Source organism: Cupriavidus basilensis (assembly GCF_000876015.1).
GTDB lineage: Bacteria > Pseudomonadota > Gammaproteobacteria > Burkholderiales > Burkholderiaceae > Cupriavidus > Cupriavidus basilensis_B.
Map to the genome: position 1 here is coordinate 1 of NZ_BBQM01000009.1, position 17,674 is coordinate 17,674.

Annotated in this window: 19 protein-coding genes; 7 read left to right on the forward strand and 12 right to left on the reverse strand. The window is 70.9% G+C overall.

Annotation, left to right across the window (positions count from 1 at the left end; genetic code table 11):
* Nucleotides 1-115 precede the first annotated feature (115 nt).
* Entirely contained in the window at nucleotides 116-1,012 is an 897-nt protein-coding gene (locus tag KF708C_RS05320; protein WP_059410976.1) for a MerR family transcriptional regulator, read from the reverse strand.
* Between the two features lie 156 nt (nucleotides 1,013-1,168).
* Here KF708C_RS05320 and KF708C_RS05325 point away from each other — a divergent pair, with 156 nt between their 5' ends.
* The 4 genes from KF708C_RS05325 to KF708C_RS05340 all read left to right on the forward strand — a co-directional run bounded on the left by KF708C_RS05325 (nucleotide 1,169) and on the right by KF708C_RS05340 (nucleotide 6,698).
* On the forward strand, nucleotides 1,169-2,098 hold the full coding sequence (locus KF708C_RS05325) for a LysR family transcriptional regulator (RefSeq protein ID WP_020204217.1): 930 nt from the start codon (nucleotides 1,169-1,171) through the stop codon (nucleotides 2,096-2,098).
* A 163-nt stretch (nucleotides 2,099-2,261) separates the two neighbouring features.
* Nucleotides 2,262-3,230 carry a Bug family tripartite tricarboxylate transporter substrate binding protein gene (locus KF708C_RS05330; protein WP_059410977.1) on the forward strand — a complete coding sequence of 323 codons (969 nt, stop codon included), beginning with the start codon at nucleotides 2,262-2,264 and terminating at the stop codon, nucleotides 3,228-3,230.
* A 132-nt stretch (nucleotides 3,231-3,362) separates the two neighbouring features.
* Nucleotides 3,363-4,334, forward strand: a complete 972-nt coding sequence (locus KF708C_RS05335; protein WP_059410978.1) for a M14 family metallopeptidase — start codon at nucleotides 3,363-3,365, stop codon at nucleotides 4,332-4,334.
* Nucleotides 4,335-4,607: 273 nt separating this feature from the next.
* The gene (locus KF708C_RS05340) at nucleotides 4,608-6,698 is read left to right on the forward strand and encodes a methyl-accepting chemotaxis protein (protein ID WP_231586390.1); all 2,091 of its coding nucleotides are present in this window, start codon (nucleotides 4,608-4,610) and stop codon (nucleotides 6,696-6,698) included.
* On the opposite strand, the gene KF708C_RS05345 is transcribed toward KF708C_RS05340, so the two are convergent.
* From KF708C_RS05345 to KF708C_RS05360, 4 genes are all read right to left on the reverse strand, one after another.
* Entirely contained in the window at nucleotides 6,685-7,221 is a 537-nt protein-coding gene (locus KF708C_RS05345) for an Sbal_3080 family lipoprotein (protein ID WP_059410979.1), read from the reverse strand. The genes KF708C_RS05340 and KF708C_RS05345 overlap by 14 nt on opposite strands.
* A gap of 305 nt (nucleotides 7,222-7,526) precedes the next feature.
* Entirely contained in the window at nucleotides 7,527-7,727 is a 201-nt protein-coding gene (locus tag KF708C_RS05350) for a hypothetical protein (protein WP_020204212.1), read from the reverse strand.
* A 52-nt stretch (nucleotides 7,728-7,779) separates the two neighbouring features.
* A complete protein-coding gene (locus KF708C_RS05355) occupies nucleotides 7,780-8,367 on the reverse strand; it encodes an OB-fold putative lipoprotein (protein ID WP_020204211.1) in 588 nt (195 codons plus the stop codon).
* A 235-nt stretch (nucleotides 8,368-8,602) separates the two neighbouring features.
* Nucleotides 8,603-9,022 (reverse strand): hypothetical protein, encoded by a 420-nt coding sequence (locus KF708C_RS05360; RefSeq protein ID WP_020204210.1) that lies wholly within the window; start codon nucleotides 9,020-9,022, stop codon nucleotides 8,603-8,605.
* 121 nt (nucleotides 9,023-9,143) lie between these two features.
* On the opposite strand from KF708C_RS05360, the gene KF708C_RS05365 reads away from it, so the two are divergent.
* Entirely contained in the window at nucleotides 9,144-9,821 is a 678-nt protein-coding gene (locus KF708C_RS05365) for a methyltransferase family protein (protein ID WP_020204209.1), read from the forward strand.
* Nucleotides 9,822-9,867: 46 nt separating this feature from the next.
* On the opposite strand, the gene KF708C_RS05370 is transcribed toward KF708C_RS05365, so the two are convergent.
* The 4 genes from KF708C_RS05370 to KF708C_RS05385 all read right to left on the reverse strand — a co-directional run bounded on the left by KF708C_RS05370 (nucleotide 9,868) and on the right by KF708C_RS05385 (nucleotide 14,009).
* Nucleotides 9,868-10,320, reverse strand: a complete 453-nt coding sequence (locus KF708C_RS05370) for a PA2169 family four-helix-bundle protein (RefSeq protein ID WP_059410980.1) — start codon at nucleotides 10,318-10,320, stop codon at nucleotides 9,868-9,870.
* Between the two features lie 210 nt (nucleotides 10,321-10,530).
* Nucleotides 10,531-11,286 carry a hypothetical protein gene (locus KF708C_RS05375; RefSeq protein WP_155888153.1) on the reverse strand — a complete coding sequence of 252 codons (756 nt, stop codon included), beginning with the start codon at nucleotides 11,284-11,286 and terminating at the stop codon, nucleotides 10,531-10,533.
* Between the two features lie 384 nt (nucleotides 11,287-11,670).
* Nucleotides 11,671-13,119 (reverse strand): tRNA uridine-5-carboxymethylaminomethyl(34) synthesis GTPase MnmE, encoded by a 1,449-nt coding sequence (gene mnmE, locus KF708C_RS05380; protein ID WP_059411048.1) that lies wholly within the window; start codon nucleotides 13,117-13,119, stop codon nucleotides 11,671-11,673.
* Nucleotides 13,120-13,136: 17 nt separating this feature from the next.
* Nucleotides 13,137-14,009 (reverse strand): CHAD domain-containing protein, encoded by an 873-nt coding sequence (locus tag KF708C_RS05385; protein ID WP_059410981.1) that lies wholly within the window; start codon nucleotides 14,007-14,009, stop codon nucleotides 13,137-13,139.
* A gap of 228 nt (nucleotides 14,010-14,237) precedes the next feature.
* Here KF708C_RS05385 and KF708C_RS05390 point away from each other — a divergent pair, with 228 nt between their 5' ends.
* Both KF708C_RS05390 and KF708C_RS05395 read left to right on the forward strand, forming a co-directional pair.
* Complete coding sequence (locus KF708C_RS05390; RefSeq protein ID WP_059410982.1) at nucleotides 14,238-14,675, forward strand: PaaI family thioesterase; 438 nt, start codon at nucleotides 14,238-14,240, stop codon at nucleotides 14,673-14,675.
* Between the two features lie 31 nt (nucleotides 14,676-14,706).
* On the forward strand, nucleotides 14,707-15,093 hold the full coding sequence (locus KF708C_RS05395; protein ID WP_020204203.1) for a VOC family protein: 387 nt from the start codon (nucleotides 14,707-14,709) through the stop codon (nucleotides 15,091-15,093).
* A 106-nt stretch (nucleotides 15,094-15,199) separates the two neighbouring features.
* Here the strand turns inward: KF708C_RS05395 and yidC are convergent, their stop codons facing one another.
* The 3 genes from yidC to rnpA are packed head-to-tail and all read right to left on the reverse strand — an operon-like array spanning nucleotide 15,200 to nucleotide 17,657.
* Nucleotides 15,200-16,864, reverse strand: a complete 1,665-nt coding sequence (yidC, locus tag KF708C_RS05400) for a membrane protein insertase YidC (RefSeq protein WP_059410983.1) — start codon at nucleotides 16,862-16,864, stop codon at nucleotides 15,200-15,202.
* Nucleotides 16,865-16,886: 22 nt separating this feature from the next.
* Entirely contained in the window at nucleotides 16,887-17,192 is a 306-nt protein-coding gene (yidD, locus tag KF708C_RS34350; RefSeq protein WP_081651461.1) for a membrane protein insertion efficiency factor YidD, read from the reverse strand.
* A gap of 6 nt (nucleotides 17,193-17,198) precedes the next feature.
* Nucleotides 17,199-17,657: a ribonuclease P protein component gene (gene rnpA / locus KF708C_RS05405; protein ID WP_231401639.1), complete on the reverse strand. Its 459-nt coding sequence runs from the start codon at nucleotides 17,655-17,657 to the stop codon at nucleotides 17,199-17,201.
* Between the last annotated feature and the right edge of the window lie 17 nt (nucleotides 17,658-17,674).

Consider the following 17,674-nt stretch of genomic DNA (forward strand, 5'->3'; position numbering starts at 1 on the left):
TTTGATGTTGACTTTGACGTTCAGCCGTTGACCTTGAAGTTAAGCCTTTGAATCTGACTTTAATTCTTTAAAGCCTTTGTCTTAAAAAACAAAATAACCCAAAAAGCCCAGCCGCTCAGGCCCGCTCATCCCCATCATGCAAATGCTCAATAATCGCCGCCACCCGATCTCCAAGATACTTGTTCGCTGACAACTCCAGCGCCCGCATCATCTCCGCTTCCACCGCCACCATCGCCAGCGGGCGGATACGCCAGAGGATGTCCACCAGCCGCGGTACGTCCTGCGGCGGTGGCAGCTTGCCTTCGCCGAAGCGGTCCAGCTCGCGCACCACCATCGCCACGATGCGGTCCGACACCGCTTCGAAATGCCTGCGCGCATGTTCGATGATGGCGAGCACGTCCTCGATCGGGAAACCCGCGCGCGCGATTTCGGCGCCGGCGGCCAGCGTGCGCGGGCTGCGCGCGAGGTAGCCCATGCCGTCCGGCTCCAGCAGCCCCAGCGCGATGGCCTTGGCCAGCGCCGGGCGCGACACCGCGCGGCCGAACAGCCTGGCCAGCGCGAGGTAGGAGTAGTGCCGCGGCACTTCGTCGGTCCACGGGCTGGCGATGGCGGATTCCAGTCCGAGGATGGAGCGCAGGTCGTGGCCCTCGACGATGGCCTTGAGCAGTTCCTGGATGTTGTTGAGCGTGTAGCCGCGCGCCAGCAGGTGGTTGATCAGGCGCAGGCGGCCCAGGTGCGCCTGCGTGTAGATGCCGACGCGGCCGCGCCGCTCGGGCGGGTCGATCAGGCCGCGGTCCTGGTAGGAGCGCACGTTGCGCACCGTGGTGCCGGCCGCGCGCGCGAGTTCGTCGATGGTGTACTCGGCGGGCGCGCCGCCTGTCGCGCCGTCTTTCGCGCTTCTCGGTTTCGCGCTTCCTGGCGCGCTTCTCGGCGCATTGCCCGGCGCATTGCCCGAGGCACTGTCCGGCGGGGAACTGGAGGAGGACGCGGCGCTGCGCTTGAAGAGGGCCATGCGAAAAATTCTACCCGACTCGCGCGGCGCCCGTATGGCCCATGTATGGCGCACGTATGGCGCCCGCGCGGTGTCCAGGAGAAGCCTGCATGGTGCCGGCATGCCGCTACAATGTCCGCGCCGCTTCATCGACCGTCAACTTCACCGCACCTTCCCATGCATATCCGCTGGCTCGAGGATTTCGTGTGCCTGGCCCAGGCCGGCAGCCTCGCGCGCGCGGCCGAGCTGCGCAACGTCACGCCGCCCGCGTTCGGGCGCCGCATGCAGGCGCTGGAAGTGTGGGCCGGCGCGCCGCTGATCGACCGCAGCGTGTTCCCGGTGCGCCTGACCGACGAAGGCCGCCAGTTCCTCGAAGCCGCCGGGGACGCGCTGCGCACGCTGGACGAGGCGCGCCTGTCGCTGCGCGCGGCGCACCGCGCCGATGCCAGCACGGTGGTGATCGCCACCGGCAAGACGCTGGCGCGCTCGATGGTGCCGGCGTGGCTCGCGGGCCTGCGCCACGCGCTGCGCCACGACCCGGTGGCGGCCGGCTTCCGCACGCGCCTGTCGACGTTCCCCACGCACGACGCGCTGGCCATGTTCACCGAGGGCGACGCCGACTTCCTGCTCTGCTACAACTCGCCCGAGCAGCCGGTGACGCTGGACGAGGCGCGCTACCAGCGCTATCTCGCCGGCGAGGAGCGGCTGGTCTGCGTGAGCGCCGCGGCGCCCGGCGGCGGCCCGCAGTACAAGCTGCAGGCGCGCGGCCGGCACGCGCCGGTGCCGATGATCGCGTATGCCGAGACGCTCACGCTGGGCCGCATGGTCGACGGCGAGATCGCGCGGCGCCGGCTGGCCGCGCGGCTGGACGTGATCGCGGTGAGCGATTTCCCCGAGTCGGTGCACGAGATGGTGCGCCAGCGCATGGGCCTGGCGTGGCTGCCGGCGCGGCTGATCGCCGACGACCTCCATGCCGGGCGCCTGGTGCGCGCGGGGCTGGAGGCCGGCGGCGAGTCCGACCTCGCCATGCAGATCCTGCTGTACCGCACGCGCGCGCCCATGCGCGCGCTGGCCGAGGCCTTCTGGCGCGCCGCCACCGCCGCCTAGCTTTTTCCTTTTCCCGCGCCGCCTTGCCGATTCGGCAAGCGCCGTTGCCAAAGCCGCACGTTGCTGCGCCCGCCCGCTCTCTAAGATCGCCGCACATCGCCATATCCGCATATCCATACATGCGCACGGCGGCGAGACCACGAATCCACGAAGGGAGAGAGCCATGAACAAACTGCTGCGCGCGGCCGCCGCCGCGTCCTTGTGCCTGCTTGCCGGCGTCGCCGGTGCGGCGGGCTGGCCCGCCAGGCCGATCTCGCTGGTGGTGGGCTACACCGCCGGCGGCAGCGTCGACCTGGTGGCGCGCACCATCGCGCCGGAGCTCGGCAAGCGCCTGGGCCAGAGCGTGGTGATCGAGAACCTCGGCGGCGCCGGCGGCACCATCGGCGCGGCCAGGGTGGTCAAGGCCGACGCGGACGGCTACACGCTGCTGATGGGCTCGGGCAGCGAGGTCTCGATCGCGCGCCTGACCAATCCCGCCGTGCGCTACGACGGCGAGCGCGACCTCGCGCCCATCACCTTCGTCGGCACGCAGCCGATGGTGCTGGTGGGCAAGCCCGGGCTGCCGGCGCAGAACGCCGACGAGCTGATCGCGCTGGCGCGCGCGCAGCCGGGCAAGCTGGCCTATGCCTCGTCGGGCGTGGGCACGCCGCTGAACCTCGCCGGCGAACTCATCAAGCAGCAGGGCAAGGTCAACATCACGCACGTGCCCTACAAGGGCGCGTCGGCCATGTCGACCGACCTGCTCGGCGGCCAGATCGACCTCGCCGTGATGGTGCTGTCGTCCGCCCTGCCCCATATCCAGGCCGGCCGCGTCAAGGCCTATGGCGTGACCGAGGCGCACCGCGCCCAGGTGGCGCCCGGCGTGCCGGCGCTGGCCGAGAGCAGCGCGCTCAGGGGCGTGGACATGGGCGTGTGGTTCGGGCTGATGGCGCCGGCCGGCACGCCGCGCGCGGTCGTCGAGCGCCTCGACGCCGAGATGCAGGCCGTGCTGGCGCTGCCCGAGGTGAAGAAGAAGCTGGCCGAGGCCGGCGTGGCGGTGGCGCCGGGCGGCCCGGCGCAGTTCGCCGCCTTCGTCAAGCGCGAGACCGGCAAGTACAAGGCCATCGTGCAGGCCGCCGGCATCCACGAATAACCGCAATGCACCAATAATGGCAACGATGGCGGCAAACGGCGGCAGGCGTGCCATTTGCTTGCCACCAGCGGCGCCCGGATTTCCGGCCGCCGGGATTCCCGCTCAAACAGGCAAGCTAGCCAACCCACACACATGCATACCCAAGTCCCTACCTTCGACGCCTATCCGGTCGAAGTCGAATTCCCCGACATCCGCCCCTACGCCGCCGGCAACGCGGGCGTGCCCTACGTGCACACCTTCGACAGCGGCGCGCCCGGCCCGCACGTGATGATCAACGCGCTCACGCACGGCAACGAGGTGTGCGGCGCCATCACCGTCAAGGCGCTGCTGGACGCCGGCCTGCGCCCGCGCCGCGGCCGCCTGACGCTGGCCTTCGCCAACGTGGACGCGTACCACACGTTCGACGCGGCGAAGCCCGACGCCTCGCGCTACGTCGACCAGGACTTCAACCGCGTGTGGACCGCCGCCGTGCTCGACGACGCCGGCCGCGACTCGTCCGAGCTGCGCCGCGCGCGCGCCATGCGCCCGGTGATCGACACCGTGGACCTGCTGCTGGACCTGCACTCGATGCACGAGAAGAGCCTGCCGCTGATCGTCTCCGGCCCGCTCGACAAGGGCATCGAGCTGGCGCGCGCGGTCGGCGCGCCGGCCAACGTGATCGTCGACGAAGGCCACCCCGAAGGCCGCCGCATGCGCGACTACGAAGGCTTCGGCGACGCCGCCAGCGCGAAGAACGCGCTGCTGATCGAATGCGGCCAGCACTGGGAAACCGCTTCGGTGAGCGTGGCGAAGGACAGCACCGCGCGCTTCCTGCTCAACGCCGGCATCATTGACGCGGCCGACGTGCCCGCCGGCTGGCTGCAGCCGCCGCGGCCGCAGCGCGTGGTGCGCGTGACCGAGCCGGTGGTGGCAGCCAGCATGGACTTCCGCTTCGCCGGCCCGTACACCGGGCTGGAGACCTTCCCCGAGGCCGGCACCGTGATCGGCTGGCGCGACGGCGAGCCGGTGGTGACGCCCTACCCGGACTGCGTGCTGGTGATGCCGTCGCTGCGCCAGTTGCGCCCCGGCGTGACCGTGGTGCGGCTGGGCCGGCTGGTCGGCTGAATGGTTGGCTGATTGGCCGGCGGGATGATCGTTCGGGCGTGATCGTTCGGGCATGATCGGGCGCGGCGCGTGGGCAGGACGCGCGGCAAAATGCACCACAACGAAGCGCCGGCTGCACCGCGCGCAAGCTAGAGCCGCGCTTCTAGGCGATTTCGCCGCGCGGCGGTCAAGGCCGCGGCGCGCCCGCCGTAAACCTCCGCAATGGCGACGCGCCGCAGAGCGCGCGCCGCCCGTGCGCCAGGTGGCGCATGGCACTCATTGACGGAGCTGCTCTTGCGTTCAACTGTCACTGTCCATGCCGTGGCGGCGCCCCTGGCGCCGGCCGCCGCGCCGTCCCCGCGACCTGCCGCGCCGTCCCCCGCCTCGTCTTCCGGCAGGCCACCGTCCGCGCGCCCGCTGCGCGCGCGGCTGCACCCCGGCGCCTGGAGCATCGGCACGCGCATCGCCGCGGTGGTGCTGCTGGTGCAACTGGCGGTGTTCGGCGCCTACGCGCTGGCCCTGTCGGCCAGCAGCATGAACCTGCTCGAGGCGCAGGCGCGCAACGCCATCGTGGCCGAGGCCGACACCCTGCGCGAACTGGTGGGCCAGCTCGACGACACCATGCTGCAGGAGTCCGACCGCTTCATGCTCAGCTTCGCCGCGCAGGTGCCCGGCCCGTACACGCTGGACGCGGCCGATACCGTGGAGGTGGCCGGCCAGGCCACGCCGCGCTTCAGGAGCGGCGAGGTCACGCTCAACGGCAACTTCGCCATTCCCGACAGCTTCCAGGCCACCACCGGCGGCGCCGCCGCCACGGTGTTCGCGCGCAGCGGCGAGGACTTCGTGCGCATCACCACGTCGCTCAAGAAGCAGGGCGGCGAGCGCGCCGTCGGCACCGTGCTCGACCGCACCCATCCGGCCTACGCCGCGCTGATGTCGGGCCGCGCCTACCGCGCGCTGGCGTGGCTGTTCGGCAAGCCGTACATGAGCAAGTACGAGCCCGTGCGCGACGCCACCGGCCGCGTGGTGGGCGCGCTGTTCGTCGGCGTCAACGTCAATGCCGAGCTGGCCATGCTGAAGAACCGCATCCGCCGCAAGCAGGTCGGCGGCGACGGCGAGTTCATGGTGATCGACGCGAGCCCCGGCCCCGACCAGGGCCGCCTGATGGTCGGCCGCGGCGCCGCCGAGGGCAGCGTGATCCTGAACGCCACCGACGCCGGCGGCAAGCCCTGGGTGCGCGACATGATCGCCGGCAAGCAAGGCGTGATGACGCACACCGCGGCGCTGGGCAACACGCCCGCGGCCGAGCGCGTGACGGCCTTCACCACCTACCCGGACTGGCAGTGGATCATCGCCGGCTCGGTGCCGGTGCAGACGCTGCGCGCCGGGCTGGTGGCGAGCCGCGACCGCTTCCTGCTGGCCGGCGTGGCGCTGGCGCTGGTGGTGTCGGCGGGCTTCTGGTGGCTGCTGCGGCGCATGGTCAGCGTGCCGCTCGGCACCGCCGCCCAGGCCGCGGCGCGCATCGCCGGGGGCGACCTCGGCACGCGCATGGCGAGCCGGCGCCAGGACGAGATGGGCCGGCTGCTGCGCGCCATCGACGGCGTGGGCCAGGGTTTGTCGGACATCGTCGGCACCGTGCGCGCGAGCGCGGCGGCCATCGCCGGCAGCACCAGCCAGATCGCCAGCGGCAACGCCGACCTGTCGGCGCGCACCGCCGCGCAGGCGACCAGCCTGGAGCGCACCGTGTCGAGCATCGACGAGCTTTCCGCCACCGTGAAGCAGAACGCGGACAGCGCGCACGACGCCAACGAGGCCGTGCGCAGCGCCGCCGAGGCCGCGCGCACCGGCGGCGCCACGGTGGCGCGCGTGGTCGGCACGATGGCCGGCATCCACGGCAACGCGCAGAAGGTGGTGGACATCATCGGCATGATCGACGGCATCGCCTTCCAGACCAACATCCTCGCGCTCAACGCGGCGGTGGAGGCCGCCCGCGCGGGTGAGCACGGGCGCGGCTTCGCGGTGGTGGCGGGCGAGGTGCGCGGGCTGGCGCAGCGCAGCGCCGGCGCCGCCGGCGAGATCAAGACGCTGATCCAGCGCACCGTGGCCGACGTGCGCGCCGGCAACGAGGCGGTGCAGCAGGCCGGCGCCGCCATCGAGGACATCGTGCGCCGCGTGGAAGGCATCGCCGCGCTGATGGGCGACATCACCGTGGCCTCGCGCGAGCAGGCGCAGGGCATCGCGCTGGTCAACGGCGCCGTGAACGAGATGGACAACGCCACCCAGCAGAACGCCGCGCTGGTCGAGCAGGCCGCGGCGGCCGCGCAGAGCCTGCACCAGCAGGCGCAGGAGCTGCGTCAGGCGGTGGAGGTATTCAGGCTGGCGTAGCGGACGCGGCCGGCGCGGAAGGGGCTGCCGGGACCGACGGCGCGGTGCCGGCGGCGGCCGGCCGGGGCCGCATGCCGGGCAGCAGTTGCTCCACCACGTCCTCGATCTTCTGCCCGGGCGGGATCAGGTCGCTCAGGTTGATGCCGCCGGCGCTGCGCAGCGCGTCGTATTTCGCCTGGCCGGCGCGCTCGCCGTTGATGTAGACCACCATGTCCAGCGAGCTGAGGAAATCGCGCCAGTACGACTGCCGCTGCGCGTAGTAGGTGGCGGTATAGGGACAGGCCGCCACCGACGAGCCCGGCGCGAGCTGCTTGAACTCGAAGCCGCGCGCCTCGAGCGACTCGCGCAGCGCGCCCAGGTAGGCGTTGCCGCTGGACTGGTTGGTGATCACGCAGAACAGCGTGCCGTCGGCCGGCTGCATGGAGGCGATACGGTCGCCGCGGTCGACCGGCACGACCGCCTGGTAGGTGGCGCAGCCGGTGGCCAGCAGGCCTAGGCTGGCGGCAAGCAATGCTTTTTTCATGATGTTCCTGGGCGCATGGCGGGTGGGCGCGTGCTCCCGGCACGCGCGCCCGCCAACTTTAGGCGTGTTGCCGCGCGGTCAATCGGTGGAACAGAGCGGGAAAAACGGTCCGCCAGCCCGGAAAAACGCCAGCCGGAGACGGCTGGCGGACAGCGGGAGCTACCGTTGGCGACCCGAAGCGGCCGCGCTGGTCCGCCCGCGGGACGCGTCCCGCAAGTCTCGTGTCCGGCATTTCCGGGCCGGCGCGGGTGGCGCGGGCATCGCAAAGCCGCGGGAGCGGCCTGCCGAAGCGCCGCGCGTGCCGCTCAGCCGGCGGCCGGCGGCGTGGCCATGCTGCCGACCGCCACCAGGCAGATCGCGGCCAGGAACACGCCGACCAGCAGGATCTGCAGGCGGCCGACCGGGCGGCCCTTGAGAAAGGCGTTGCTGATGAACGGCGGCGAGACCAGGCCGACCGCGGTCACGATCAGGATGGTCAGGGCGAGGACGGAGAGCAGGGTTTGCATGCGGAAGCCGGGAAACGGGCGTGGAATCGATGGAGAAAGGCGCCGGCGCCGCTCAGTTGGCGCCGCCGCGGACCAGGCAGCCTTCCAGCAGCGGCGAGCCGTCCACCTGGCCCGCGCCGGTGCATTCCACCGCCACCTTCTGGCCGCGCCGGACCATCGTGGCGCGCGCCTCCACTTCGCAGGTGCGCCCGGCCGGGCCGCAGATCTGCTGGGGCAGCAGCCTGGCGCGCACCGCCACGGCCGGGTTGTTCGAGCGGATGTCGAGGAACACGTTGTCGCCGCTCTCGCGCCGCACGCCGGCGGCCACGCCCTCCACGATGAAATACTGGCCGCGATAGCGGTCGTTCGCGGCGCCGGGGTTGTCCTGGTAGTCGTCCACCAGCGTATCCGCCTGGTATTGCGGCAGCACGTCGGTGGAGCGCGCCGGGTCGATGCTGATCGGGTCGAGCGTGCCGTTGCGCGGCACGCCGCGCGCGCCGCTGGCCGCCTCGGTGGCGGCCGCGGCTGCGGAGGCATCGGCGGCGGCATCCGCCGCGGCCGGCTCGAGCTGCTGCTGCTCATGGTTGCCGGTCAGCCACAGCATGGCCAGCACGGCCACGGCGACGACGCCGATCAGGGTCTTCTGGGTACGGTTCAACATCCGGGGTTTCCTGCGGTAAAGAGGGGGCGGGCAAGAAGGTCGGGCGGGACGGGCGCGGCCGGCACGGGCGGGCAACGCCGCCGGCATGGTGGGGATGGCGGCGTTCGCGGCGGGTTGCCCACAACCTTGCCCACAGCTTTGCCCACAGGGTTATTCGGGCTTCTCCACAGACTTGTCCACAGGCATGGCGCGCGCCTCACAGGTCATGTGGGTCATGCGGGCCACGCCAACGGCCTCAGTGCAGCCGGTGCAGCCCCGGTTCGCCGTCGTCCTCCTCTTCCTCCTCGGCTTCCCAGTCCTCGTGCTCGATGCCGAAGTCCAGCGCCATGTCGAACACCGTGGAGTGGTGCTGCACCGTGAACCACTCGCGGAACTGCTCGAGCGTCAGGGCCGCCGGCCAGGCCGACTCCTCGAACCACTCTCCCAGCATGAACTCGAAGAAGGCGCGCCAGCGCTCCTCCACCCATTGCACGGCCTGGGCGGCGTTGGAGACCTCGTCCGGCACCAGGAAGGTACTCTGGTCCTCGCGCACGTTCTCGAGCGTGAGCGACGGTACGGGGTCGGTGTCCACGGCCATGATCCAGTCGAAGAACGGCTGCTGGGGCACCAGGATGACGAGCGAGCGATTGAGGGTATAACGCGGATAATCGGACATGGCAGTGGCTCGTTCGCTGAAACGGCCCATTGTAGCCCCTGCCGCGTTCCCCATCGCACTTCACTGCGCGGCCGTTCCCGGCGGTATGCCGGCGCGGGACGCCGCAAGGAGGGCATCCGCCATGAAGTTCAGGCTTGCGTTCGCGCTGGCGGCCGAGGCGCTGGTCTTCGCCGCCCTGCTGTTCGGCGCGGCGGGCACGCTGGCGTGGCCCGCGGGCTGGGCGTACCTGGCGCTGTTCTTCGGCGGCGCCGTGGTGGTGACGTGGCGCATGGCCCGCTACGATCCCGCGCTGCTGGCCGAGCGCCTGAAGCCGCCGGTGCAGCGCGGGCAGCCGCTGTGGGACCGCGTCTTCATGGTGGCCGTGGGCGTGGCGTGGTGCGCGTGGCTGGCGCTGATGGGGCTGGACGCGGGACGCTACCGCTGGTCGGTCATGCCGGCGTGGCTGCAAGGCGCGGGCGCGGTGCTGCTGGTGCTGTCCTATGCCGCCATCGACCGGGTCTGCCGCGAGAACACCTTCCTCGCCCCGGTGGTGCGGATCCAGTCCGAGCGCGGGCATCGCGTGGTGTCCAGCGGCCCCTACGCGCTGGTGCGCCATCCGCTCTACGCGGCCGTGCTGGTCTTCCTGCCGGCCAATGCGCTGCTGCTGGGGTCGTGGTGGGGCGTGGCGGGGTCGCTGCTGCTCGCCGCCGGCATCGTGTTCCGCACGGCGATGGAAGACCGCGAGCTGCTGCGCGGGCTGGACGGCTACGCCGCCTACGCGGCCCGCGTGCGGTACCGGCTGGTGCCGCGCGTGTGGTGAGGCGCGGCGGCGCTGCCACCGGCGCCACCGTCCGCGCCACCGTCCGCTAGTGGACCTGCATGCCGCGCATGGCGTGGATGCGCTGGTGATGCCACTGCATGCCCTCGTACTGGCGCTGCACCACCGCGCGCACCTCGGCCGGCATGTCCCCGGTCAGGGCCGCCTGGTATTCCCGCCTGGCCGCTTCCTCGTCGCGCTCGCACAGTTGCAGCACGGCGTCGTCGTTGTGCGGCGCGATCACGTGCAGCACCTCCATCCAGCCGCGGTGCAGCGCGCCGCCCATGCTGCCGCGGTCGCGCGGCTGGGCGCCGAGCGAAGTCACCAGCGCCTGCAGCTCCATCACCGAGGCGCGGCAGGTTTCCGCGGTGCCGGTCAGGATGGCGCGTATCTCGGGGCTCTGCACTTCGCGGGCGCCGGTCGTGCAGCTCAGTTCGCCGTCCTTGCCGACCTCGATCAGGTGGTTCAGGGTACCGACGAGATGTCCTTGCGCATTGGTCATGACGTTCTCCTAGCCTGGGTCCGGGCCGATGTGGATCCGCGCGTACACCAGCGCCGGCCCGTGACGCTACGCGCGGAAGGCTGTTCCAGCGGTTCCAGTATAGGAGCGCCCGCGGCGGGCATCGGCGGCGGTGCCGCCATGTACCGCAAGGAGTACGCGAGCGGGAGCACGCGCGATCGTCCCGGCGCGAGCGCGCCGGCCGGCCGCCGGTCAGTCGCGCGAGCGGACCGGCTGGATCGCGTCGAGCAGCCGGTCCCGCAGCGCCCGCCAGGCGCGCGGCACGTGGTTCAGCCCCGCGGTGAGGCCGGGATCGTAGTAATGGAAGATCAGCGAGCGGCGCTCGCCCGCTTCGACGTGCAGGTTCGCATGCAGCGTGATGAAGCCGTTGAACACGTAGACGTTGCCCGGCACGCACGCGACGCGCTCGCAGCGGCCGTGCGCGAGATGGTGGAAGGTCAGCGCCCGGCGCACGACGAACGGCAGCGAGCGCATCAGGATCAGCCGCACCTTGGTGATGACGTTCTTCCAGGCCGCCACGGCTTCGCGCGGATGCCGGTAGAGGATCAGGTCGCCGTTCTCGCGCGACGGCGCCGCTTGCTGCAGCGGAATCAGCAGCGTCAGGATATGGGAATCGTAGTGCCGCAGATGGCTCTGCCCGCGCAGGCCGCCGTTGATACAGCGCAGCACGTACAGCGGCTGGGCGCGCTCGATGGCCCAGCCCGCCTGCCGCGCGCCTTGCCGCGAACGCGCGCAGGCCTGCCGCTCGGCCAGCCGGAACGGATCGTGCCGCCGCAGCAGCTCGGCGAACTGCGCCGCCGTGTCCGTGGCGCGACGGCCATCCGCCGGCCGCCACGCCTGCCTGCAGGCGTCGACGGTCGCATTCATCTCCGCCAGCAACTGCCGGGGAACGACACCTTCGAATACTTGTAGCCGGGGCGGCTGCGCTTCGATGTCGTGGTCACGCATAGCGTGTAGCTCCGCTGGTGCACAGGCCAGGAGCGAGGCGGAGCCGGCCGAGCACGGCAAGCCGCGCTTGGCCGCTGCCGCCACCGGCGCGTCTTGCCCCTGGCGGACTGCCTCGCATCCCGTGCTACGAATCTATGGCTTGGGGCCGACATCGAACGGACAAAGTTGCTTGCGGAGCCGCCAAAACCGCACAGGCGGGGTGTCACATCGACAACGCAGCGGGATGGAGCGCTGTCCTTGCGCGGCGTGCACGGACAGCGTCAATGAAGAGCGACAACCTGCGGTGATTCTGGATGAGTCATCGTTGATACATGGCGCGGCGCACGCGGACGCCGGTGAAACATTTACGCGACTCTTGGCTGTATCAGGAGACCTCAGCCTGCCTCACTTCCCAATACAAAACCGCGTAAAAATAGTCCCCAGCAAATCGTCGCTGGTGAACTCGCCGGTGATGCTGTTGAGATGATCCTGCGCCAGGCGCAGTTCCTCGGCGAACAGGTCGAGCGCCTGCGCCTGCTGCTCGGCGCGCTCGGCGGCGAGGTCGAGGTGGGATTGCGCGTTGCGCAGCGCGGTGAGATGCCGCTCGCGCGCGAGGAAGGTGCCTTCGTTGCCGGATTGCCAGCCGACCAGGCGCAGCAACTGGCCGCGCAGCAGGTCGATGCCGGCGCCGGTGCGCGCGGAGATCCAGACCTCGGCCGGATTGGGGCCGTTGGCGGCGACCACGTGGGGGCGGTTGGCGCCGAAGTGCCGGGCGCCCACGGCGGGGGCGAGGTCGATCTTGTTGACCACGCGCAGGATCGGCGAGCCGGGCGGCAGGTGGCCGGAGAGGCGGTCGTCGATGGCGTCGTCGGTCTCGGACAGGCCGTGCTCGACGTAGTCGGCGGCGTCCACGAGGTGCAGCACGAGGTCGGCGCGGCGCACCGCTTCCCAGGTGCGCTCGATGCCGATGCGCTCGACTTCGTCGGCGGCGTCGTCGCGCAGGCCGGCGGTGTCGACGATATGCAGCGGGATGCCTTCGATCTGGATGGTTTCGCGCACGCGGTCGCGCGTGGTGCCGGGAATCGGCGTGACGATGGCCAGCTCGGCGCCGGCCAGCGCGTTGAGCAGCGACGACTTGCCGACGTTGGGCTGCCCCGCCAGCACCACCGACAGGCCTTCGCGCAGCAGCGAGCCCTGCTTGGCCTGCGCGAGCACGCCGCACAGCGCTGCGCGGATGGCGGCGAGCTGGCCGCGCGCGTTGGAGGCTTCGAGGAAGTCGATTTCTTCCTCGGGGAAGTCGAGCGTGGCTTCCACCAGCATGCGCAGGTGGATGACCTGCTCGACCAGCGCGTGGATGGCCTGCGAGAACTCGCCTTCCATCGAGCGCGCGGCCGAGCGCGCGGCGGCTTCGGTGCTGGCTTCGATCAGGTCGGCCACGGCTTCGGCCTGGGCCAGGTCGAGCTTGTCGTTGAGGAAGGCGCGGCGCGTGAACTCGCCGGGCTCGGCCAGGCGCAGGCCGGTCTCGCGGCCCGCTTCGAGGCAGCGCGCCAGCAGCATCTGCATCACCACCGGGCCGCCGTGGCCCTGCAGTTCGAGCACTTCCTCGCCGGTGTAGGAATTCGGCGCGGGGAAATAGAGCGCGAGGCCGTGGTCGATGGCCTTGCCGCGCGCGTCGAGGAATGGCAGGTAGGTGGCATGGCGCGGCTTGAGCGCCTGGCCGCAGACGGCGCGCGCGATGGCGCCGACATCGGGGCCGGACACGCGCACCACGCCGATGCCGCCGCGCCCGGGCGCGGTGGCGATGGCGGCGATGGGCGTGGCGGCGGCGTGGGAGCGGGGCTGGGATGCGGTCATGGCGATATTGTCGCAGATCAGTCCCGCGCGGACGGTGGGGGTGGCGGGGATGGCGGAGGTGGCAGCGATGGTGGCAGCGATGGTGGCGATGGCGCCTGCGCGCCCGGCGCGGGCGTGTTCATGCACTCGGCCATCAGGCGGCGCGCCACGGCGTTGTCGACGGTCTTGCCGAGCTGGCCCTGGCGCCTGACCAGCTTGTCGTGCAGGCGCTGGCCGAAGCGCTTCGGCAGCACCGGCGCCAGCGCCTCGATGGCATAGCGCAGGCGCTTGCTGCCGATGCGGTAGCGGTGCACGCGCGCCAGGTCCGCGCCGCGCGCGGCGCGCGCCAGCGCCTTCACCCGTTCGCGCGCGCGCCGGATGCGGCGGCGCGCGAAGGTGTCCAGGCGCGCCCGCGCGCCGGCGCGCGGGCCGTGCACGGTGCCGTTGCCGAGGTGGGCGAGGTCGCGGTGCAGCGCCGGCAGCGGCCAGTGCTGGTACTGCGCCAGCTGCGCCATCATGGTGGCGCGCGCGAGGTGGCGCCGCATCGTGGCGACGTCGCTCAGCGCGGCCAGCACGGGATCGCCGGGCTGCCGGTCGAGCGCGGGCCGCAGCGTCTCGCCGATGAACACGTCCCAGTCGCGCACGTCGCCGGCGGCCCGCGCGAGCTGGCGCAGGCTGTCGCGCCAGCGCGCGCGCATGGCCTTGGGCAGGGCCGGCCCGAAGGCCCAGCAGACCGCGCGCAGATGCCGCACCGCCACCCGCAGCGCGTGGACATCGTCGGGATGGTCGCGCCGGTTCAGCGCGTCGAGCTGGTCGGCGATGGCGGCGAGGCCGTCATCGGCCAGCACCACGAAAGCGTCGATGGCACGCATGCCGGCGTGCAGGCGGCTGGTGGGATTGGCGGCGGGCATGGTGGTCGGCGGTGGCTTCCGGGCCGGTGTCCAGGCGGGACGGGTATAAGCCAGTGTAGGCGATTGTGGCGGGTGCGCCGCACCTTCCGGACGGGATGCCTATGCGGCCAGTCAAAGAGTGAGCGAGGGGCCACGCATTGACAGCGCGCCGGCTTCGCGCTGCAATGGGCGCACCGGGCCGTCCGCCTGTCGGGAGCCCGGCCACCAGAGCGCGAGGAGGCGGCCATCATGTCCACCGAACAGGAACGGCGTTTGCTGCGGGATACCATCGAGGCTGGCTTCCGTGATGCCGCCTTCGTCACGGACGTGGGCATCCGCCTGGTGGACTGCGGGCCCGGCTGGTGCGAGAGCGAGCTGCTGGTCACGCCGCGGCACCTGCAGCACGGCGGCGTGGTGCATGCCGGCGTGCAGGCCACCATCGCCGACCACACCGCCGGCGCGGCGGCCGCCACCATGCTCGACGCCGGGCGCCACGTAGTTACCGCCGAATTCAAGATCAACCTGCTCAGGGCCGCGCGCAGCGACCGCCTGACCTGCCGCGCCGACGTGCTCAAGTCCGGCCGCGCCATCATCGTGGTGGAGGCCGACGTCTTCGCCAGCGTGCACGGCGAGGCGGTGCTGGTGAGCCGCTTCAACGCCACCATGAGCGTGCTCGACCTGGCCTGAACGGCCATTTTCTTCAAGGAGAAACCGAAAGATGATTGATCACACCGGCGTGGGCGTCAGCGATTTCGCCAGGAGCCGCGCGTTCTACACCGCCGCGCTCGGCGCCATCGGCATGGTCAAGGTGATGGAGCTGCCGGCCAGCGTGACCGGGCATACCGACGTGGCCGGCTTCGGGCCGCCGGGCAAGCCCGAATTCTGGATCAACGGCGGCGCGCCCAACCAGCCGCCGCTGCATGTGGCCTTCCGCGCGCAGACGCGCGCGCAGGTGGACGCCTACTACCAGGCCGCGCTCGCCGCCGGCGGGCGCGACAACGGCGCGCCGGGGCTGCGCCCGCATTACCACCCGAACTACTACGGCGCCTTCGTGCTCGACCCGGACGGGCACAACATCGAGGCGGTCTGCCACGAGGCGGAATGACGCCCGGTACGCGGCCGGGAACCCAACAAAAAGCCCGGCGCATGCGCCGGGCTTTTTGTCGTGGCCAGCGGGTTCGTCACCCGCCGGCCCGAGCCGTCTCTTCGCCTCAGGCCTTGGCGGCCGCGGCCGCCTTGCCCTTGCCGAGCATCCGGTTGATCTGCCATTGCTGGGCGATCGACAGGACGTTGTTGGTCACCCAGTACATCACCAGGCCGGCCGGGAAGAAGAAGAACATGAACGAGAACACCAGCGGCATGATCATCATGACCTTGGCCTGCACCGGGTCCGGCGGGGTCGGGTTCAGCTTGGTCTGAACGAACATCGACACGGCCATCAGCACCGGCAGGATGTAGAACGGATCCGGCACCGACAGGTCGTGGATCCAGCCCAGCCACGGCGCGCCGCGCATTTCCACCGACGACAGCAGTACCCAGTACAGCGCGATGAACACCGGGATCTGGATCACGATGGGCAGGCAGCCGCCGAGCGGGTTGACCTTCTCGGTGCGGTACAGCGCCATCATCTCCTGGTTCATCTTCTGCGGATCGCCCTTGTAGCGCTCGCGCATCGCGGTCATGCGCGGCTGCAGGTCCTTCATCTTGCCCATGGACTTGTAGCTCGCCGCCGACAGCGGGAAGAACACCAGCTTGATCAGCACCGTCAGCGCGATGATCGACCAGCCCCAGTTGCCCAGGATGCCGTGGATCTTCTCCAGCAGCCAGAAGATCGGCTTGGCCAGGATGGTCAGCCAGCCGTAGTCCTTCACCAGTTCCAGGCCCGGGGTGATCTTCTCGAGCATGCGCTCTTCCTGCGGGCCGGCGAACAGGCGCGCATCGGTGGTCACGGTGGCACCCGGGGCGACCTGGCCCAGCGGCTGCTGCACGCCCACGCGGAACAGGTTGTTGTCGATCTTCTCGACGTAGAAGCTGTGCTCCTTGCCGGCCTGCGGGATCCAGGCCGAGGCGAAGTAATGCTGCACCATCGCCACCCAGCCGCTGCTGGTGGCCGCCGGCACGCTGGCCTTGCCCTTGCCGATGTCGTCGAAGGTGATCTTGTGGTACTTGTCGGCGTCGGTGTAGATGGCCGGGCCGGTGAAGGTGCTGTAGAACTGCGACTGCTCGACCTTGCTGCCGTCGCGCGTCAGTTCCAGGTACAGCGTCGGCGAGACCGGCTTGCCGCTGTCGTTGGTCACGGCGAAGCGCGTGTCCACCACATAGCTGCCCTTGTGGAAGATGTACGTCTTGGCCAGCTTCACGCCGTCCTTCTCGCCGGTCAGCGTCACTTCCACCTTGTCCGTGCCGGCCAGGTCGCGCGGACCGGCCGAGGCGGCGAACACCGTGGTGTGGTTGGGCATGTCGCCGCCGGTCAGGCCGGAGCGGGCCAGGTAGGTGCGGGTCGCGTCGCGCTCGAACAGCACCACGGGCTGGCCGTCCTTCTCGTGCTGGTTCAGCAGCTCCAGGCGCGAGAGGATGCCGCCGGCGGTGTCGATGGTGGCACGCATCACGTCGGTGCTCACCACGATCTTCTCGCCGGCCGGCTGCACGGCGGCGGCCGGCGCGGCGGCCGGTGCCGCGGCGGTGGCGCCGGCGGCCGCGTTGGCCTTGGGCACGTCGCCTTGCGCGGCCGAGGCGCCGCCGGCCGCCGGGGCGGCCTGCTGGTTCGCGCTCGGGAAGAACATCGACTGATGACCGTTGGCGCGCTGCCAGTTGTCGTAGAGCAGCACGAGGGCCATCGAGAAGATGACCCAGAGTATGGTGCGTTTGATATCCATGTCTCGCTGTGGTCGGAGGAAATCAGGGGCGGGGTAGCCGGATCGTGACTGGCGCCGGGCCAGACGCGGCGGATCCCCGGTCTTGCTGTGTTGATGCTGCCGGTGCTGCTGGCGATGCGGGCGGCACCGGATCATACCCGCCATCCGTGAACGGATGGCAACGGCACAGCCGGCACGCGGCCATCCAGGTGCCGCGGCCCGCGCCGTGGCGCAGGATCGCCTCGCGGGCGTAGTCGGAACAGGTGGGCAGGAAGCGGCACTGCGAGCCGAAGAACGGGCTCAGGGCGATCTTGTAGATGCGCAGCAGGGCTAGCAGGATTCGCTTCATGGCGGGTCAGGCAGGGGTGCCGGAAGGCGCGGACTTCGGCGGCGACACCCCGGAAGGCGCGACGGACGGTGCGGCGGGGCCGGCGGGACGTGGCGCAAGCGGACGCGCCGCCACCTCGAACAGGCCGGTCAGCTCCGCCAGGCAGACCCGGCGGACGGCGCTGCGGCTGGCAAACTCCGCGCGCGGAAACTTGGCCTGCAGGCGCAGCAGCACATCGCGGCCCGCGAGTTGGTCCTGCCGATGGCGGAACAGTTCCCGCACCATGCGCTTCACCATGTTGCGCTCGGCGGCGCGCGCCGCGAATTTCTTGCCCACCACCACGCCGAGGCGCGCCTGCGGCAGGCCGTTCTCGCCCACATACAGCACGAAGTGCTGGCTGCGCCGGCGCGGGCGCAAAGCAAAAACGGATGAAAACTCATCCGTCTTTGTGAGCCTCGCGGCTTTGGGGTAGGCATGGGTAGGCACGCTGGGCAAAGCTAGCG

Excerpts from the sequence above, each read along its gene's own strand:
- KF708C_RS05320 (WP_059410976.1), bottom strand. The coding sequence starts at position 1,012 with ATGGCCCTCTTCAAGCGCAGCGCCGCGTCCTCCTCCAGTTCCCCGCCG.
- KF708C_RS05325 (WP_020204217.1), top strand. The coding sequence starts at position 1,169 with ATGCATATCCGCTGGCTCGAGGATTTCGTGTGCCTGGCCCAGGCCGGC.
- KF708C_RS05330 (WP_059410977.1), top strand. The coding sequence starts at position 2,262 with ATGAACAAACTGCTGCGCGCGGCCGCCGCCGCGTCCTTGTGCCTGCTT.
- KF708C_RS05335 (WP_059410978.1), top strand. The coding sequence starts at position 3,363 with ATGCATACCCAAGTCCCTACCTTCGACGCCTATCCGGTCGAAGTCGAA.
- KF708C_RS05345 (WP_059410979.1), bottom strand. The coding sequence starts at position 7,221 with ATGAAAAAAGCATTGCTTGCCGCCAGCCTAGGCCTGCTGGCCACCGGC.
- KF708C_RS05350 (WP_020204212.1), bottom strand. The coding sequence starts at position 7,727 with ATGCAAACCCTGCTCTCCGTCCTCGCCCTGACCATCCTGATCGTGACC.
- KF708C_RS05355 (WP_020204211.1), bottom strand. The coding sequence starts at position 8,367 with ATGTTGAACCGTACCCAGAAGACCCTGATCGGCGTCGTCGCCGTGGCC.
- KF708C_RS05360 (WP_020204210.1), bottom strand. The coding sequence starts at position 9,022 with ATGTCCGATTATCCGCGTTATACCCTCAATCGCTCGCTCGTCATCCTG.
- KF708C_RS05365 (WP_020204209.1), top strand. The coding sequence starts at position 9,144 with ATGAAGTTCAGGCTTGCGTTCGCGCTGGCGGCCGAGGCGCTGGTCTTC.
- KF708C_RS05370 (WP_059410980.1), bottom strand. The coding sequence starts at position 10,320 with ATGACCAATGCGCAAGGACATCTCGTCGGTACCCTGAACCACCTGATC.
- KF708C_RS05375 (WP_155888153.1), bottom strand. The coding sequence starts at position 11,286 with ATGCGTGACCACGACATCGAAGCGCAGCCGCCCCGGCTACAAGTATTC.
- mnmE (WP_059411048.1), bottom strand. The coding sequence starts at position 13,119 with ATGACCGCATCCCAGCCCCGCTCCCACGCCGCCGCCACGCCCATCGCC.
- KF708C_RS05385 (WP_059410981.1), bottom strand. The coding sequence starts at position 14,009 with ATGCCCGCCGCCAATCCCACCAGCCGCCTGCACGCCGGCATGCGTGCC.
- KF708C_RS05390 (WP_059410982.1), top strand. The coding sequence starts at position 14,238 with ATGTCCACCGAACAGGAACGGCGTTTGCTGCGGGATACCATCGAGGCT.
- KF708C_RS05395 (WP_020204203.1), top strand. The coding sequence starts at position 14,707 with ATGATTGATCACACCGGCGTGGGCGTCAGCGATTTCGCCAGGAGCCGC.
- yidC (WP_059410983.1), bottom strand. The coding sequence starts at position 16,864 with ATGGATATCAAACGCACCATACTCTGGGTCATCTTCTCGATGGCCCTC.
- yidD (WP_081651461.1), bottom strand. The coding sequence starts at position 17,192 with ATGAAGCGAATCCTGCTAGCCCTGCTGCGCATCTACAAGATCGCCCTG.